The following is a 15,847-nucleotide window of genomic DNA, read 5'->3' as shown; positions in this document are numbered from 1 at the left end:
CAAGGACAGCAAGGAAGCCAAAGACAACACAACTGCTGACAAGGACAAAAAGCCTCTGGCAGAAGAAGATTACCAGTTGTTTGAGGCTCTCAACATCCTCAAGGGCATGGATTTGGTCATAAACCGCACCAAAACCGACCCACTACCTCCTAAAGAAGCCAGTACCGAAAAGGTCATGTAATGCCGCGCGTGCTTATCCCATTGGCGGAAGGTTGCGAAGAACTGGAAGCCGTTACCATCATCGACCTGTTACGCCGTGCGCAGGTCGAAGTGATAAGCGCCAGCCTGTGCAGTGGGCCGGTGAAATGTTCCCGTGGTACAGTGCTGTTGGCAGATCGTGAATTGTCAGAGGTCATGGCAGAGCATTTCGACATGGTTGTTTTGCCGGGTGGCCTGCCGGGAGCCGACCACCTGAATGCAGACCCGCGCATTCACCAGCTCATTAACCAGCAAGTTGCTGCCAACAAACCGCTTGCAGCCATTTGCGCCGCCCCGAAAGTGCTGGTGGCAAACGGCAGTATCAACGGACGCAAACTCACGGCTTATCCGGGCGCATTGGCAAGCATGGATACCAGCAAGGTCACACTGACCCGTAATCCTGTAGAAATTGATGGCAATATCATCACCTCGCGCGGCCCCGGTACTGCCTTGGATTTTGCCCTGCAACTGATTGAAACCCTGCTAGGCAAAGCTACCCGTGATCAAGTCGAAGCCCCCTTGCAGCGACCATGAGTGAATTTACCCACTTCAATGCCCGGGGTCAGGCGCATATGGTTGATGTTGGCAACAAGCAACCAACTCAGCGTATTGCCATCGCTGGCGGTTACATCACCATGCAGGCAGGCACGCTTGCCAAAATCCTGCAAGGCGACCACAAAAAAGGCGATGTACTGGGCATTGCCCGCATTGCCGGAATCATGGCTGCCAAAAAAACCGCTGACCTGATCCCGCTATGCCATCCGCTGGCATTGACCCATGTGGAAGTCGAACTTCAGCCCGCTGACAATCCACCCCGCATCCATTGTCAAGCCACAGTGGAAACACACGGTAAAACCGGCGTGGAAATGGAAGCCCTGACCGCCGTCCAGATTACCTTGCTGACCATTTACGATATGTGCAAAGCTGTTGACAAAGGCATGTCGATGGAAAGCATCCAGTTACTACACAAATCAGGCGGTAAATCAGGCGCGTGGAATCGTTCGTAATTTCAACCTGTACTTCTCTTGCCCGATATGTTTAACTTTTACACATCAGGCGGGCAACCTAAAACACCAGATGTTTATGGGGAAATTTCCACCAAGGGGTGTGGAAAAGTAGATTCGCCTGTCCATAAGTAATCACACAGGAGGGGAAAGTATGCACATCATGCGTTCTTCCCGAGTTGTCATCTCATCGGGGCTAGCCACCATTTTATTCTGTGCCACTGGCGCTATTGCCCCTGCCACGGCTGCGGATACCAACCTGAAAAGCCGGGTTACACTGGTTGCCACCATCAGTAACCGCGCTGCCCTGCTACCGGGACGCTGGCTTATTTACCAATATACCGACCGTGAAAGACGCCATCCGGTTGAAACCTTACCGGGGCACAGCGGTACGGTTTATCTGCCTGCCGGACGTTATCTGGCACGGGTGGAACTCAACGACAAGATCAGGGAAACCAGCTTCAAGATCGAAACAGACACAGAAAAAACCATCACCTTGCCAATGGACTAAGCCCTTTTAGCCCGGTGTATTTTTATCCACCCAGCGGGTAGTCCCGTTGCGGAGTGTTTCCTTTTTCCAGAAGGGTGCGTGGTGTTTGAGGACTTCCATGATATGCCGACAAGCTGCAAAGGCTTCTGCGCGATGCGCCGACCAGACAGCCACCAGTACAATGGCATCAGCAGGACGAATTTCACCAGTCCGGTGCACAATACAAACATCATCCAGTGACCAGGTTTGTTGTGCATCAGCAGCAATGGCGTGGAGCTGGTTTTCCGTCATGCCGGGGTAATGCTCCAGATACATGGACTGGACATCATCCCCTTCATTAAAATCCCGCATGGTTCCCACAAACACCGCTGTTGCCCCGGAACGGGCGGACAGTTGCCGGGTTTGTTGCCAATCTGTCAGATAGCGCCACGGATCAAACGACCCGTCATGCAGTTCCACAGCTATCATGCTCACCCCCCGGTCACAGGAGGGAAAAAAGCCACTTCATCGCCTGGCTGTACTTGGGCTGTCGCATCAGCATACGTCTGATTGATGGAAACCAGTACATTGGCAGGCAGGCAAATCTCCCCGCTCGCTTGCTGCCAGACTTCTGCAATACTCAAGGGTGATGATGCATCCAGTTGCACATCGCCACGCCCGAGACGTTCGCGCAAACTGGCAAAAAACAGAACCTTTATCGACATGAGCATGGCCTCCCGCCAATATGAAAAAGGCCGCTTGCGCGACCTTTTCAAGGATACCTTATTTGCTTTCCAGTGGCATATAGGTTCTGAAAGGTTCAATGTCGATAGCATCCCCCAACAACTCCTTGGCATGGTTCAGGGCATACTTGCGCTCGCGGAAGAAACGGTCTTCGCCGATATGCCGCGCCAGGCCAGAACGCTGGAAGGCTTCATATACCCGGAACTTGACGCGAGCAATATAGAACTCGATACCGGCAGACTTGAGGCGATCAGACAGCTTTTCCAGCATTTCTTCACCCGTTGAATCTACTTGGTCAATGGATTCCATATCCAGCACCAGTACTTTCAAGCTGGGTTTTTGCGCTACATTGTTCAACAGTTTGCCTTCCATATAACCGGTATTGGCAAAGTACAAATCACCATCAAAACGATACACCGCCACCGTGTCACTGGTTTTGAGGTTATGCGCCTTGGCATCACGCATCGTGCCATCTACATCACGCGCTACCTCCACCAGATTCGGACTCATGGTGCGGTACAGGAATAGCCCCAGTGACAAGACCACACCCAACAAGATGCCTTTGTCCAGATGCGGGGCAAATGCCAGCGTGGCAACGAAAGTAACAACTGCGACAATCCCGTCATGTGGTTCCACTTTCCATGCGTGCTTGATCGGCGCAATCTTGATCAGGTTAACAACCGCCATGATGATCACTGCCGCCAGCGTAGCCTGTGGCAAGTGATAGAGCAATGGCGTCAGGAACAGCAGCGTCAAAGCCACCAACGCCCCGGTGACAACCGATGAGAAACCCGTCATTGCACCTGCTGCAAAGTTAACCGCAGAACGGGAGAACGAACCAGACACGGCATAACCACTGAATACCCCTGAAGCAATGTTTGCCAAGCCCTGCCCCACCAGTTCCTGATTGGCGGACAAACGCTGGCGGGTCTGGGAAGCCATCGCCTTGGCGATAGAAATTGCCTCCACGAAACCAATCAGACCGATGACAGCCGCCGTCATTGCCAGCGAACTAAAGGTCTGGAAACTCATTTCCACTACCGGCAGGGAGAAGGAAGGCAAACCTTCAGGGATTGTGCCAATCACACTACCTCCCAACCCTTTGTAATCAACTACCCAAGACAACAAGGTAGTAACAGCAACCGTAATCAGTACACCCGGCAGACGGGGCGCATACTTTTTCAGAACTATCAGGGTAAGTAATGCAAATGCCCCGATCGACAAGGTAGTCAGCTTGGTATCAGGCAGGGAAATCAGGGTTGCCCACCAGAATTCATAGGAATGCTCAAACTGGTCAGCCTTGACCCCCAACCCAAACAGTTTCGGCACCTGGGAAGTGGCAATGATCAAAGCCCCGGCATTGGTAAAACCAACCACCACCGGATGCGACAGGAAGTCAACCAGTACCCCCATGCGCAACAACCCCAGCGACAACTGGAACACACCAATCATGAGCGCCAACAGAGCTGAATAAATAATGATGGTTTCAACAGGCACACCCTGCGCAGCAAACGGCTGCATGGCGGCTGCTGACATCAGGGAAACCACCGCCACCGGCCCCGTACCCAACTGGCGGGAAGAGCCAAACAGGGCAGCAATCATGACCGGCAGGAACGAGGCATACAAACCGATATAAGCAGGTAAACCCGCCAGTTGCGCATACGCCATTGACTGGGGTATCAGCACCAACGCAACGGTCAAACCTGCCATTGCATCTGCCTTTAATACCTCAGGATTTTTTAGTTCACCGATCCATCCTTTATAAGGTGTAAAACGGTCTTTCCAGTCGCTTAACAGCGACATCAACCAGTTGCCCATCTGTTGCCTGCCTCCACATTATTTCTGCATTACCCTAAAAAGAAACCAGCGGGGCAACCGCTGGTTTATTAGAATATAAGATTATACTGAAGTTCCTGCACGACCGACAGTAAACAGATTCAATGCTGAAGCCTGCCTACCATAGGATTCTTCAATACTATTCGACTGTCACGGACTTCGCGAGGTTACGAGGTTTGTCCACATCCGTACCCTTGAGTACTGCCACATGGTAGGACAACAGTTGCAAGGGAATGGTATACACCACCGGAACCAGCAACTCCGGCACATGCGGCATATCCAGCACATGCAGGCTATCAGTAGCAGCAATATGTGCCGCTTTGTCAGCAAACACATACAGCTCACCACCCCGCGAACGGACTTCTTCCAGATTGGACTTTAGTTTTTCCAGCAAGACTGTGTTGGGTGCTACCGTGACAATCGGCATTTCACTGTCGACAAGCGCAAGCGGGCCGTGTTTGAGTTCCCCGGCGGGATAGGCTTCCGCATGGATGTAGGAAATTTCCTTGAGCTTGAGCGCCCCTTCCATCGCCACCGGATACAGTTCACCACGCCCCAAAAACAGCGCATGGTGTTTTTCGATGAAACGTTCTGCCATGGCTTCAATGGACTGGTTCATGTCCAGCACCCGCTCCAGCAAAGCAGGCAGTTTGCGCAAATCAGCCACCACTTGTGCAACATTGGCCTGATCAGCACCCTTGGCCTGCATCAGCAAGGTCATCAGCAACTGGAGAGCCACCAGTTGAGTAGTGAATGCCTTGGTGGAAGCCACCCCAATTTCCGGCCCCGCCAACGTCATCAATGACATGTCGGACTCGCGAGTCAGGGAACTTTCCGCCACATTGCAAATGGTCAGGGTTGCCAAAGCACCGTGACTTTCCTTGATTTTTTCCAGTGCCGCCAGCGTGTCGGCAGTTTCACCGGACTGGGAAATGGTCACGAACAGCATATTTTTGCGCGGTGGCTGGCGGCGGTAACGGTATTCGCTTGCCACTTCCACATGGCAGGGAATGTCGGTATTGGCCTCAATCCAGTAACGCCCAACCAGACCTGCGTGATAACTGGTTCCACAGGCAATGATCTGGATCTCTTCCACCTGCGCCAGTTTTGCCAGTGCATCCGGTGTTCCCAGCAAGGAAGGTAACACGTGGTCGCCAGCCAGACGGTTTTCCAACGTGGCGGCAACTGATTGCGGCTGCTCGAAAATTTCCTTGAGCATGAAATGGCGGTATTCGCCCAGTTCAGCGGAACACAGGGAAGCGTTGGATTCCTTGACGGGACGGCTGACACGCTCACCATTGGCATCAAAAATCTCTACCTTGTGGCGGGTAATCCGTGCAGCATCACCGTTTTCCAGATAAATGAAACGGCTGGTGACGGGCAATAATGCCTGGATGTCGGAACCAATGAAATTCTCACCAATGCCCAGACCGATGACCAGCGGGCTGCCTTGGCGAGCCACAATCAGGGTGTCAGATTCGTTGGGAGAAATTACCGCCAATGCATAAGCGCCCTGCAATTCGCAGCGAGCCGCCATCACTGCATCCATCATATTCAAACCTTTGCGGCGGAATACCTCAATCAGATGCGCAACCACTTCGGTATCGGTGTCGGAATCGAAGCGGTAGCCATCGTTTTTCAAGCGTTCCCGCAATTCCGCATGGTTTTCGATAATGCCGTTATGTACCAGACCAACCCATTCACCGCTGAAATGCGGGTGGGCATTGCGTTCTGCCGGAACCCCATGGGTAGCCCAGCGGGTGTGGGCAATACCCAGTTTGCCATCGACGGGTTCGGCTTCCAGACGCTCCATTAATGCTGCCACCTTGCCCACAGCACGACTACGCACCAGATCGCCACTTTCACGCACGACCGCAACCCCGGCTGAATCATACCCCCGGTATTCGAGGCGGCGCAGACCTTCCAGCAGGATTTCCACCACCGGACGTTGCGCAATGGCTCCAACGATACCACACATTATTTTTTCTCCTTGACCGGACGCTGCCAGCCTTTCATTGTCATTTGCTTGGCGCGGGACAGGGTTAACTCCCCGGCAGGCGCATCCTTGGTGATGGTGGAACCGGCGCCGATGGTAGCTCCATCACCTACACTGACAGGTGCAACCAGTTGAGTACAGGAACCGACGAATACCTTGTCGCCAATCACAGTCTTGTGCTTGTTTGCACCATCATAGTTGCAGGTAATCGTGCCTGCACCGATATTGACACCTGCCCCCATCTCGGTATCGCCAATGTAGCTGAGGTGATTGACCTTGCTACCTTTGCCGATGCGGGCTTTTTTGGTTTCGACGAAATTGCCGATGCGGGCGTTTTCTGCCAGCACCGTACCGGGGCGTAAGCGGGCAAATGGGCCAATGTCACAACCTGCTGCGATTACTGCGTCTTCAATCACCGAATGTGACTTGATGTGGACGTTATCGCCAATGTCCGCATCCTGGATCACGCAGTTGGCTTCGATAATGACGTTGTTACCCAGCGTCACCTTGCCTTGCAGTACCACGTTCACGTCGATGAAGACATCCTGCCCGGTTGCGACCGTACCACGAATGTCAAGGCGAGCCGGGTCTGCCACCGTTGCCCCCGCCAACATCAGGGTTTCCACCTGACGTTGCTGGCAAGCACGTTCCAGACGGGCAAGCTGCACGCGGTTGTTAGCACCTTCCACTTCCAGCGGGTCAGCACATAATACCGTATTGATGTTGCCACCTTCCGCCACCGCCAGCCCAACGCAATCGGTCAGGTAGTATTCGCCCTGCGCGTTCTGCGGGGTAAGCTGTTGCAACCAGCGTTTCAGGTCAGCACCGCGTGCTGCAATAAAGCCAGTATTCACTTCAGTAATGTTGCGCTGCGCATCATTGGCATCCTTTTCTTCCACAATCGCCTGCACCTGACCGCCAGCATTGCGCACGATGCGCCCGTAGCCGGTCGGGTTTGCCAGTTGGGTAGTAAGGATACACAGGGAAGCATCCTGCAAGCCTTGTGCCAGCCGTTGCAGGGTGACAGGCAGGATCAGGGGAACATCACCGTAAGCAATCAGCACCACATCTGTGTCACCCGCCAAATGGATAGCCTGCGCTACCGCATGACCTGTGCCCTTTTGCTCCGCCTGCAAAGCCCACTGAAGGTTGTTGCCGGAAATACGTTCACGCACCAGTTCGCCACCGTGCCCATACACAACCGCCATACCAGCCTGACCACCCGGCAAGCTGGCACAGGCATCAACCACGTGTTGTAACATGGGCTTGCCTGCAACGGGATGGAGTACTTTGGGCAGGGAGGAACGCATCCGGGTTCCTTGACCCGCAGCGAGAATAAGAGGGAATATATTCATGAATAATTAACCAGACTGCTATTTATTGTGTCGTGAATTATAGTCAATATGCGTGCGCCACGCTAAACCCGGCTTGTGTCGATTGTGTCAAAAGATGTCACCCAAGGGTGCTGCAAGCCGTCGGTTGGCTGGTTTTCACGGACAAGGCAACAGGTTTTCAACCCCGCCTGCCGTGCGGCATCCAGTTCTTCACGGATGTCCGACAAAAACAGGATGTTATCCGCAGGCAAGCCAACCTCAACAACAATACGCTGATACGCTTGCGCCTCGCGTTTGTGCCCGATATGGGTGTCAAAATAACCGCTGAACAACGGTGTCATATCACCCGCATCCGAATAGCCAAACAACAACTTTTGCGCATGAACCGAACCGGAAGAATAGACAAATAACGACAAGCCCTGTTGATGCCAGAGACGCAAGTTGCGTACAGCATCCTCATAGACATGCCCGGTGAAAGCCCCTTTGCGGTAGCCTTCCTCCCACATCAGCCCCTGAATCGCCTTGAGCGGGGTAATTTTTTTGTCCTCGGCAATCCACTCGCGCAACTGGGCAATGGCCTCCAGCAGCGACAGATTGGGCTTGCCCACCTCCATACGCACATCATCCACCAGTTTAGCGACTGCTGGATCAGTACGGTGTGCCACCACAAATTCGTGCATGTACTGGTCGGCATAAGGGAACAGCACATCCTTGACGAACGACAGGCTGGTAGTCGTACCCTCAATATCCGTCAAGATCGCCTTGATGCCCATCAGTTCTCCAGACGCGGGAAACGTTCCGCAATATCACTACCGGTAAAATTCGCCACCCAGCCTTCCGGGTTGGTAAACAGGCGGATGCACTTGAAACGCGGATTCGGCCCCATATCAAACCAGTGGGTAGCCCCCGCCGGAACGCTGATCAGGTCGCCTTTTTCACACAACACCGTATACACCTGATCACCCAGATGCAGGAAAAACAAACCTTGCCCGTCGACAAAGAAACGTACCTCAAACTCCGAGTGGGTGTGCTCATTGAGGAATTTCTGCCGCAGCGCTGTCTTGTCAGGGTGTTCCGGGGTCAGGCTGATCACATCCACGCTTTGGAAAGCGTATTCAGCCATCAAGCGCTCCACATCTGCATGGTAGGCCGCAATGATTTCATCTTGTGTGGAAGCATCCGTCAGTGGCGCATTCGCCTGCCAGCGCTCGAAACGCACCCCCTTACCCTGCAACAGTTCACTGATGGTGGCGTAATCGCTATAGGTTTGTGCTGCTTGCGGGTCGCTATCCGCGTAAATTTTCAATTCGCTCATCGTCCTCACCTGTCCAGCAACATCTGCCGGTAAACACATTCAAACAAAAACTCCATCGCTTCGATATGGCGTTGGGTATCCGTCACTGTCGCCCCCCAGGTATACAAACCATGTCCCCGGATCAGATAGCCCACCGTTCGCGGATACTGATCCAGATACCTGCCGACCTCCTCCGCCAGCGCAGGAATATCCTGACTGTTGGGAAAAACCGGAATCACCACACGGCTTTCATGCGTATCAATCCCCGGAAACGCTTTCTGTACTTCATACCCTGCAAATACCACTTCATCCAGCCGCATCGACAACACCGTGGCATTGACCGAATGGGTATGCAACACGCAACCGACCGCAGAATCACGCTGGTACATCAAGGTATGCAACCCGGTTTCCGCCGACGGGCGCTTACCCTCTTCCAGCGAAATGCCCTGCAAATCTGCCCGCAGGAAACCGTTCTCATCCAGCCTGCCCTTATGCTGCCCGGAACTGGTAATCAGGATCTCCGCATCACCCAGACGGGCGGAAAAATTGCTACTGGTCGCAGGAACCCAGCCGCGTGCATGAAAAAACTGCCCGGCAGCAATCAGTTCGCTGCGCAAGCGTGACAATGTGTCGTGCATAAGGTTACTCATGGCAACAAAGCATAGCATTTTCGCAGCATTACGCCCGTTTGTCAGACGATTTGCAAAAAGTACCGGGAAAGTCCAAAAAAGTTCTTTACATTAGAAAACTCTAATATTAGAATTATCTCATACTCAAACATCACTTGAAACATTTTCGCTAGGAGACAAAATTCATGAAACTGCAAACTATCGCTTTCGCTGCCCTGATCGCTTTCTCTGGCGCTGCTTCTGCTGAATTCTTCGACGGCTTTGACAACGGTTCTGGCGCTGGCAACGGCTACGGTAACGGCACTGGCACAACGGCTGCCAACGGTAACGGTTACAGCAAAGGCAACGGCGACGTAAATGGCTGGGGTCGCGGCAAAGGCACTGCTGACGGCGAAGTTGAATTCAGCATCAACTTCAAAGGCAAAGGCAAAACCGACATGGATACCGACATGGCTGCCAACGGTAAAGGCAACGGTGACTGGTACGCTGCTGGCAACGGTTATGGCTACGGCGATGGCAACGGCAATGCTTACGGCTACAGCAACACTGCCAAAAACGGCGCTCCAATGATGGCTCCAGCCATGCCGGTTGCTCCTCAGCAAGCACCTGCTGCTGCACCAGCGCCAGCTACTGCCCAATAATTTCCAAGGTGGGAAAACCGTCGGCAGGTAGCGCTTAGGTGCTACCTGTTCGATTACACCTTAAGCTCCCTAGCAAGGGAGTTATCCTTCGGGGTAGCTCTCTTGCTTTTTTCGTTTCTGTTTTCTGACTTTTCATTGCCACTAATCCTGCGTTCAGCCTGCACGCGCTAGCCTGTATCAATTAGGCTATTTTTTGATCAAGCCGATTGATACCCCATTAGCGAGCACCAAGAGCAAGGCTAACAGATGATTGATTTCATTATTGAAATTATTGATTCAACGTTGACGGCACTGCGCGATGCCCAGCACTACCTGCTTGTCATTTTTTTCTACGCTGTCACCATCCTGCATCTCCCCATGGATGATGTGCTCGAAATGTTTGGCATCCTCGTGCTGCTAACACTGGGGATCAACCTGATTCTGGCTGACAGCGGGGAACATCAGCCCTGAGCAACAGCCAACCCTGCTGCCAGACTCGGGTAACGCAATTCCATCTTCAATTCGCGTAACAGTTTGTCATTGCTGATACGCCGGGATTCCTGCAAATACGACAACATACCAGCACTCATGGCTCCTTGTGCTTCAGCCATGCTGATCTGGGGCGGACGTGGCAAACCAGCAAAATCCGCTACCTGATTGAAATAAGCGGTCATGCTGGACGGGTTGCCATCGGTAGCATTGTAAATGGAGCCGGATGGAGCAACTTCCATCGCCCGCTTGCACACCATCGCCAGATCGTCGGCATGAATGCGGTTAGTCCACGGTGCTTCTGCCTCACACACGACCGGCTCACCCCGTTGCAGGCGCTCCAGCGGTAAACGATCCTGGGAATAAATGCCGGGAACACGCAGGATCACGCTTTCCCCACCAAAACGTGCCACCCATTCCTGCACGGCGGCTTCAGCATCCGCACGGCGTTTGGCACGGGCTGCCAACGGTTTCAGCGGCTCGGTTTCATCTATCCAGCGCCCACCGCAATCACCGTACACCCCCGTAGTACTGATCAGCACTACCCGATGGGGAGCCGCATCCACCCCCTTGAGGAAACGGCGAATGCGTTCATCCAGCTCCCCGCTCGGCTGAGGCGGCATGAACCAGTACACCAGTGCCTCATCCAGCGCAAAAATCGGGAAAAAACTGCCACGATCCACATCGCCCTTGCGCATGGCAAACCCTTGCGCCAACCCCAACTGGAGCGATTCCTCACTGCGTACCCAGCCTATGGCCTTGGTTCCCTCGTTTTGGTATAACCGTGCCACCCGGCGACCAATGTCGCCACACCCCATAATCCACACATTGCGGTTGACAATATCCATGAACAACTCCCGACTTGATGCAGGCAGTATAAACGAAATCAAACCCGGCAAAACCAAACGGGTCGAGGCTGGCAATGGCAAACGCATTCTGGTCTGCAATGTAAACGGGGAATTTTACGCCGTTGATGACCGTTGCACCCACGGTGATTCGTCGCTGTACCTTGGCTGCCTGAAAGGTGACAGGGTACATTGCTCACTGCATGGTGGCGAATTCAACGTCAAAACTGGCGAACCTGTGGCAGAGCCTGCCGATGTTCCGTTGCAAACCTATCCTGTCAGCCTGTTTGACGGGCGCATCCTGATCACACTCTAACCATGCGCCTGTTACGCCGCCTCATCCTGCTGCTGTTGCTTGTCATTGCCGTGCTGGTGGCGGGAATCTGGGCGTACCGGCATTTCATCCTGCCGCCTCCCCCAGGCAGCATCCTGATTCCCCCAACGCCGCAAGTGACACCTCCACCACCTGTCCTCAAGCCGGTCATTCCCCGGCATGTTGAAAAGCTGCTGGAGTCGGTTTACCGCCAAACGGAAGTAACCCGCAGCTATGACCCTTCCTACGTGCGCCTCAAATATCCGGGTGGCGATGTCCCGGAAAGCACCGGAGTCTGTGCGGATGTGGTGGTACGGGCATTCCGCGCCCAAGGTGTTGACCTGCAACAGGCACTGCATGACGACATGCGAAAAAATTTCAGGCAGTACCCGAAAAGATGGGGAATGAAAGCCCCGGATACCAACATCGACCACCGCCGTGTTTATAACCTGATGACGTTTTTCGAGCGGCAAGGCAAATCGCTACCTGTCACCTACAATGCGGAAGATTACCTGCCGGGGGATGTAGTAGCGTGGGATTTGGGCAATGGGCAAGGCCATATTGGCATTGTCAGCCATTACAAAACCCCGGACGGACGCCCGTTAATGGGGCATAACGTTGCCTACGGAACCAATATCGAAGACGCCCTGTTTTTCTGGCCAATTATTGGACATTACCGTTATTTCAATGCCCCGGCAGACACCAAAACCACCCGGCAAGCCCCCCGACCTTGAATTTCGGCACGGTTACGCACCTGCCCGACAAGACAAGCTGTATTTTTCAGCTTGTCATTCCCAATAATTTACCCCTATGATTGCACGCAGAATTTAATAAAAATGCGTATGCCAAACCAACTTGCACTATAGTCAGTCTTGGCCGCCAACGGGGTGGCCTGCCAAGGCGCAAATACCGGCTAACAACAGAGCTCAGAATGAATAAGAACAAAACCGATGCATCCAGCAAACTTCCTGTCGCCGTCACACACGGACAGATTGCCTATCTTTTCCGTCATGGCTCCATCTGGTTGTGGGGCAATCTGTTTGCTGCCAGCCTGTTTGTGCTGTTGCGCTGGGTGGAAGGCGAGCCGGACATGCTGCTATTGCTGATCTGGTACACTGCTGTCGTTGCCATCGGCATGGTGCGCTGGGCATTCGGGCAACGTTTTTTGTCAGCCCGCCATTATTCGGACGATGAGCTGGGCGATTTCGGGCAACGCTTTCTGGTGTACTCCACGCTGATCAGCGCCTTGTGGGGTGTTTCCGGTTTTATCCTGTTCTCGCAGCAGGAGCTGGTGCAAGCCATGCATGTACTGTTGCTGGCTGGAGCCGTTATTGCCACCATGCCAGTGCTGGCAGTGTCGCGTTTCGCCCTGTACCTGCAAATTGGCATCATCCTGTTGCCCACCACCCTCAATCTGCTGTTGCTAGGCGATGCTACCCACCAATCGTTGGCAGCCGCCGTGCTGGTATTGGCAACCTTGCTGGTCATGGCTTCGCGCTCCATCACCCACGTCTTGCAGGAATTGCAGGCAACACAACTGCAAATGCAGGAACAGGCCAATACCGACCCTGTCACACAGATTGCCAATCGCCGCTATTTCGATGCAATTTTCAAGACTGAATGGCGGCGGGCTGCACGTGAAAATAAAAACATCGCTTTGCTGATGATTGATGTAGACCATTTCAAACGCTACAACGACCGGCACGGGCATCACGCAGGCGACCAGTGCCTGCAAATCATTGCCCAATCCATCAAGGCTGTCGCCCGCCGCGCTTCGGATGTGGTTGCCAGACATGGCGGTGAGGAATTTGTCATCCTGCTGCCTGATACCTCGCTGGATGATGCAACAATTCTGGCAGAACGCCTGCGCAAAAATGTGGAAGAGCAACGCATCCCTCATTCTGATGGGGCGATTCCACGCATTGTCACGGTCAGTATTGGTGTTTCCTGCTGCACTCCCAGCTCCCCGCGTGACCAGCAGCAAACCTCCCCGGATGCCGAACTGGTTTACCCTGCCATGCTGTTGAGCGCTGCCGATCGCGCCCTGTACCGTGCCAAACGTAACGGTCGTAATCAGGTAGCTCGTGAAAAATGTGGACAAGCTGCCATCAAACTCAGCCTGCCCGCTGCCATCAACTCCAACGCTGCCTAATACAGATCACACAGAGATGTAAAATAAATATTTCGTAAATTCATAGTAACAATGGAAATGTTACCGAATCATTGTTGACTAACGTCATATTTTATTGTTATTCAAGGGCTTGCGGCATCAATATTCAGTTTACTTGACGGGGTTTTTTCTGCTATAAAATAGCCGCCACATCCGTGGTAAAAACATTTTCAAAGAAAAAACACAAAAAACAGGAGCTGAAATGCCATCCACACAAATGGCCTTCCTGACGGGCAACTTGATGAAAAACCTAACGATTACTTATTCATCAGCTATACAGAAGCGTGGGTAGGGGTTGTCATACGTGGTTCCAGACAAACAACAGGTCAGCGAAGAGCTGGGACGGCTGCTTGCCAGCCCTTCTTTTCGCGCACGCAAACTGATCAAGCGCTTTTTGCAGTACAGTGTTCAGGAAACACTGGCAGGACGAGGGGATCAGCTTAGCCAGTACACTATTGCCATTCATGCCCTAGGTAAACCGAAGGATTTTTCCCCGGTTTTCAACCCTGTGGTGCGTATTGAAGCAGGCCGCTTGCGCAAACTGCTGGAAGACTACTACGCAGCACCGCCGCCGGGTAGCACGATGAGCATTTCCATACCCCGAGGTAGCTATCAGGTAGAAATCAGCCCACTACCGGAACCTGTCCCGTCTTGCATCATTGACGACAACTACCCATCCAGGGTATCGGAAGGCCCGCGCCTGTTTGCCCACTTCCAGATCGCGGATGAACTTGCCGAACACCACCCGCCCCTCCTCTACAAACTGCGGGGTGATCTGCTACTGGTTTTGAGCCGTTTCAGAAACATCCGTCTGGTATCATCCGCCACCCTGGAACCCCGACAAATGCCGACCCGGCAGTTTCTCCTGCACTTGCAACAGACCTACCGGGCTGACTACCTGCTAACCTGTGACATGAATACTGACAAGCAGGGCAATCTCATCCTGCATTACACACTGGTGCATACCATCAGCGATGAAATTATCTGGGCTGATCAGTTTGTCCTGCCCGTCCAGCCAAGCCAGGAAGCCCTGAATGACCTGTATCGCTGGCTGGTAGCCAATGCCGTTTCCCTGCATTCGGGCGCAATCCTGCGCCATTGGTGCGAATACCAGCTTGCCCACCCACCGCTACCCGTTTCACAACAGGTGCTGATCCATTATGTGGCATTCCTGCGGGATACCAGCCGTTACAGTTTTGCCACCGTACTGGAATCCTGCCACCAACGCCTGAAAAACTTTCCCGATGACAGCAAGGCGCTGGTGATCTTGGCTCGCTTGTGCGGCTATGACCATGTTTTGCAATACAACCTGATCACCAATCTGGATGCAGAATGGACCCGTTCCGCCCGCATGGCGCTGAAGCTAGACCCCGGCAATGCAGAAGCCCATTCCGTGTTTGCACACAACTGTTATTACCGGGACGACTATCCCCTGTCGCTGGCAGAGCTGGAAACCGCCCGTCAGGCCAACCCGTTTGATACGGCCTGCGAATACCTTTATGGGCTGGGCTTGTGCCTGATGGGAGAGTGGGAGCAGGGGATTAGCCTGATCCAGCAAATTCTGGCGATTCCGTTTAACCAGCCATCCTGGTATTACGTACTACCCTTCCTGCACGCCTTTAAACAGCAGGATTACAACCAAGCCCTGCTGCTGGCAGAACGCATCCAGGATTTCGGTTACTGGGGTGAACTGGCGCGGGCGACCAGCCTCTACAAACTGGGGCGTACAGAACGAGCCATCAGCGAATTACAACAAATGCTGCATTGCAACCCGGCAATACTCAAGGAAGATACCCGTACCGACCAGCGCAAACTGTCTTCCCACCAGTCGCTGGCGGCAGTATGGGCAACCTTGGCAGAACTGCGGGCGCATCTGGCTGCCAAGCCCGCCTAGATCGGGGTACAA

18 protein-coding genes and 1 pseudogene are annotated in these 15,847 nt (G+C 53.4%); 10 read left to right on the top strand and 9 right to left on the bottom strand.

Annotated features, from left to right (window positions below; genetic code table 11):
* From B2U47_RS02875 to B2U47_RS02860, 4 genes and pseudogenes are all read left to right on the top strand, one after another.
* A pseudogene (locus B2U47_RS02875) lies at positions 1 to 181 on the top strand (peptidase S41); the annotation flags it as partial.
* Positions 181 to 732 (top strand): DJ-1 family glyoxalase III, encoded by a 552-nt coding sequence (locus B2U47_RS02870; RefSeq protein ID WP_296676522.1) that lies wholly within the window; start codon positions 181 to 183, stop codon positions 730 to 732. The pseudogene B2U47_RS02875 and the gene B2U47_RS02870, both read left to right, overlap by 1 nt.
* Positions 729 to 1,205: a cyclic pyranopterin monophosphate synthase MoaC gene (gene moaC / locus B2U47_RS02865; RefSeq protein WP_296676520.1), complete on the top strand. Its 477-nt coding sequence runs from the start codon at positions 729 to 731 to the stop codon at positions 1,203 to 1,205. Before B2U47_RS02870 ends, moaC begins: the two co-directional genes overlap by 4 nt.
* Positions 1,206 to 1,356: 151 nt before the next feature.
* On the top strand, positions 1,357 to 1,713 hold the full coding sequence (locus B2U47_RS02860) for a hypothetical protein (protein ID WP_296676518.1): 357 nt from the start codon (positions 1,357 to 1,359) through the stop codon (positions 1,711 to 1,713).
* Between the two features lie 6 nt (positions 1,714 to 1,719).
* On the opposite strand, the gene B2U47_RS02855 is transcribed toward B2U47_RS02860, so the two are convergent.
* The 8 genes from B2U47_RS02855 to B2U47_RS02820 form a co-directional block, all read right to left on the bottom strand.
* Complete coding sequence (locus tag B2U47_RS02855) at positions 1,720 to 2,160, bottom strand: molybdenum cofactor biosynthesis protein MoaE (RefSeq protein ID WP_296676516.1); 441 nt, start codon at positions 2,158 to 2,160, stop codon at positions 1,720 to 1,722.
* A 2-nt stretch (positions 2,161 to 2,162) separates the two neighbouring features.
* Entirely contained in the window at positions 2,163 to 2,396 is a 234-nt protein-coding gene (locus B2U47_RS02850) for a MoaD/ThiS family protein (protein WP_296676515.1), read from the bottom strand.
* Between the two features lie 58 nt (positions 2,397 to 2,454).
* Positions 2,455 to 4,233 carry a SulP family inorganic anion transporter gene (locus tag B2U47_RS02845; protein ID WP_296676512.1) on the bottom strand — a complete coding sequence of 593 codons (1,779 nt, stop codon included), beginning with the start codon at positions 4,231 to 4,233 and terminating at the stop codon, positions 2,455 to 2,457.
* A 157-nt stretch (positions 4,234 to 4,390) separates the two neighbouring features.
* Positions 4,391 to 6,229 carry a glutamine--fructose-6-phosphate transaminase (isomerizing) gene (gene glmS, locus B2U47_RS02840; protein WP_296676510.1) on the bottom strand — a complete coding sequence of 613 codons (1,839 nt, stop codon included), beginning with the start codon at positions 6,227 to 6,229 and terminating at the stop codon, positions 4,391 to 4,393.
* A complete protein-coding gene (gene glmU, locus B2U47_RS02835; protein ID WP_296676507.1) occupies positions 6,229 to 7,602 on the bottom strand; it encodes a bifunctional UDP-N-acetylglucosamine diphosphorylase/glucosamine-1-phosphate N-acetyltransferase GlmU in 1,374 nt (457 codons plus the stop codon). Before glmU ends, glmS begins: the two co-directional genes overlap by 1 nt.
* A 62-nt stretch (positions 7,603 to 7,664) precedes the next feature.
* A complete protein-coding gene (mtnC, locus tag B2U47_RS02830) occupies positions 7,665 to 8,354 on the bottom strand; it encodes an acireductone synthase (RefSeq protein ID WP_296676504.1) in 690 nt (229 codons plus the stop codon).
* Entirely contained in the window at positions 8,354 to 8,896 is a 543-nt protein-coding gene (locus B2U47_RS02825) for a 1,2-dihydroxy-3-keto-5-methylthiopentene dioxygenase (protein ID WP_296676502.1), read from the bottom strand. The genes mtnC and B2U47_RS02825 overlap by 1 nt, the downstream gene beginning before the upstream one ends.
* A 5-nt stretch (positions 8,897 to 8,901) precedes the next feature.
* Positions 8,902 to 9,513, bottom strand: coding sequence for a methylthioribulose 1-phosphate dehydratase (locus tag B2U47_RS02820; protein WP_296676500.1), 612 nt, complete (start codon positions 9,511 to 9,513; stop codon positions 8,902 to 8,904).
* A gap of 176 nt (positions 9,514 to 9,689) precedes the next feature.
* Between B2U47_RS02820 and B2U47_RS02815 the strand changes: the two genes are divergently transcribed.
* Together B2U47_RS02815 and B2U47_RS02810 are read left to right on the top strand one after the other, a co-directional pair.
* Positions 9,690 to 10,145: a sulfur globule family protein gene (locus B2U47_RS02815; RefSeq protein ID WP_296676497.1), complete on the top strand. Its 456-nt coding sequence runs from the start codon at positions 9,690 to 9,692 to the stop codon at positions 10,143 to 10,145.
* Positions 10,146 to 10,391: 246 nt separating this feature from the next.
* Positions 10,392 to 10,595 (top strand): hypothetical protein, encoded by a 204-nt coding sequence (locus tag B2U47_RS02810; protein ID WP_296676494.1) that lies wholly within the window; start codon positions 10,392 to 10,394, stop codon positions 10,593 to 10,595.
* Here the strand turns inward: B2U47_RS02810 and B2U47_RS02805 are convergent.
* Positions 10,586 to 11,461 carry an NAD-dependent epimerase/dehydratase family protein gene (locus B2U47_RS02805; protein ID WP_296676490.1) on the bottom strand — a complete coding sequence of 292 codons (876 nt, stop codon included), beginning with the start codon at positions 11,459 to 11,461 and terminating at the stop codon, positions 10,586 to 10,588. The two genes, B2U47_RS02810 and B2U47_RS02805, sit on opposite strands and share 10 nt — an antisense overlap.
* On the opposite strand from B2U47_RS02805, the gene B2U47_RS02800 reads away from it, so the two are divergent.
* The 4 genes from B2U47_RS02800 to B2U47_RS02785 all read left to right on the top strand — a co-directional run bounded on the left by B2U47_RS02800 (position 11,460) and on the right by B2U47_RS02785 (position 15,835).
* Entirely contained in the window at positions 11,460 to 11,774 is a 315-nt protein-coding gene (locus B2U47_RS02800) for a non-heme iron oxygenase ferredoxin subunit (protein ID WP_296676487.1), read from the top strand. The two genes, B2U47_RS02805 and B2U47_RS02800, sit on opposite strands and share 2 nt — an antisense overlap.
* A 2-nt stretch (positions 11,775 to 11,776) precedes the next feature.
* Positions 11,777 to 12,505, top strand: coding sequence for a DUF1287 domain-containing protein (locus B2U47_RS02795; protein ID WP_296676485.1), 729 nt, complete (start codon positions 11,777 to 11,779; stop codon positions 12,503 to 12,505).
* A 197-nt stretch (positions 12,506 to 12,702) separates the two neighbouring features.
* Positions 12,703 to 13,923, top strand: a complete 1,221-nt coding sequence (locus B2U47_RS02790; protein ID WP_296676482.1) for a GGDEF domain-containing protein — start codon at positions 12,703 to 12,705, stop codon at positions 13,921 to 13,923.
* Positions 13,924 to 14,245: 322 nt separating this feature from the next.
* The gene (locus B2U47_RS02785) at positions 14,246 to 15,835 is read left to right on the top strand and encodes a tetratricopeptide repeat protein (RefSeq protein WP_296676480.1); all 1,590 of its coding nucleotides are present in this window, start codon (positions 14,246 to 14,248) and stop codon (positions 15,833 to 15,835) included.
* The last annotated feature ends 12 nt before the right edge of the window (positions 15,836 to 15,847 follow it).

The organism is Thiothrix sp. UBA5583 (genome assembly GCA_002425225.1).
Taxonomy (GTDB): domain Bacteria; phylum Pseudomonadota; class Gammaproteobacteria; order Thiotrichales; family Thiotrichaceae; genus Thiothrix; species Thiothrix moscowensis.
The sequence above is the reverse complement of the archived record's forward strand: the minus strand, read 5'-3'. Positions and strand labels throughout refer to the sequence as shown.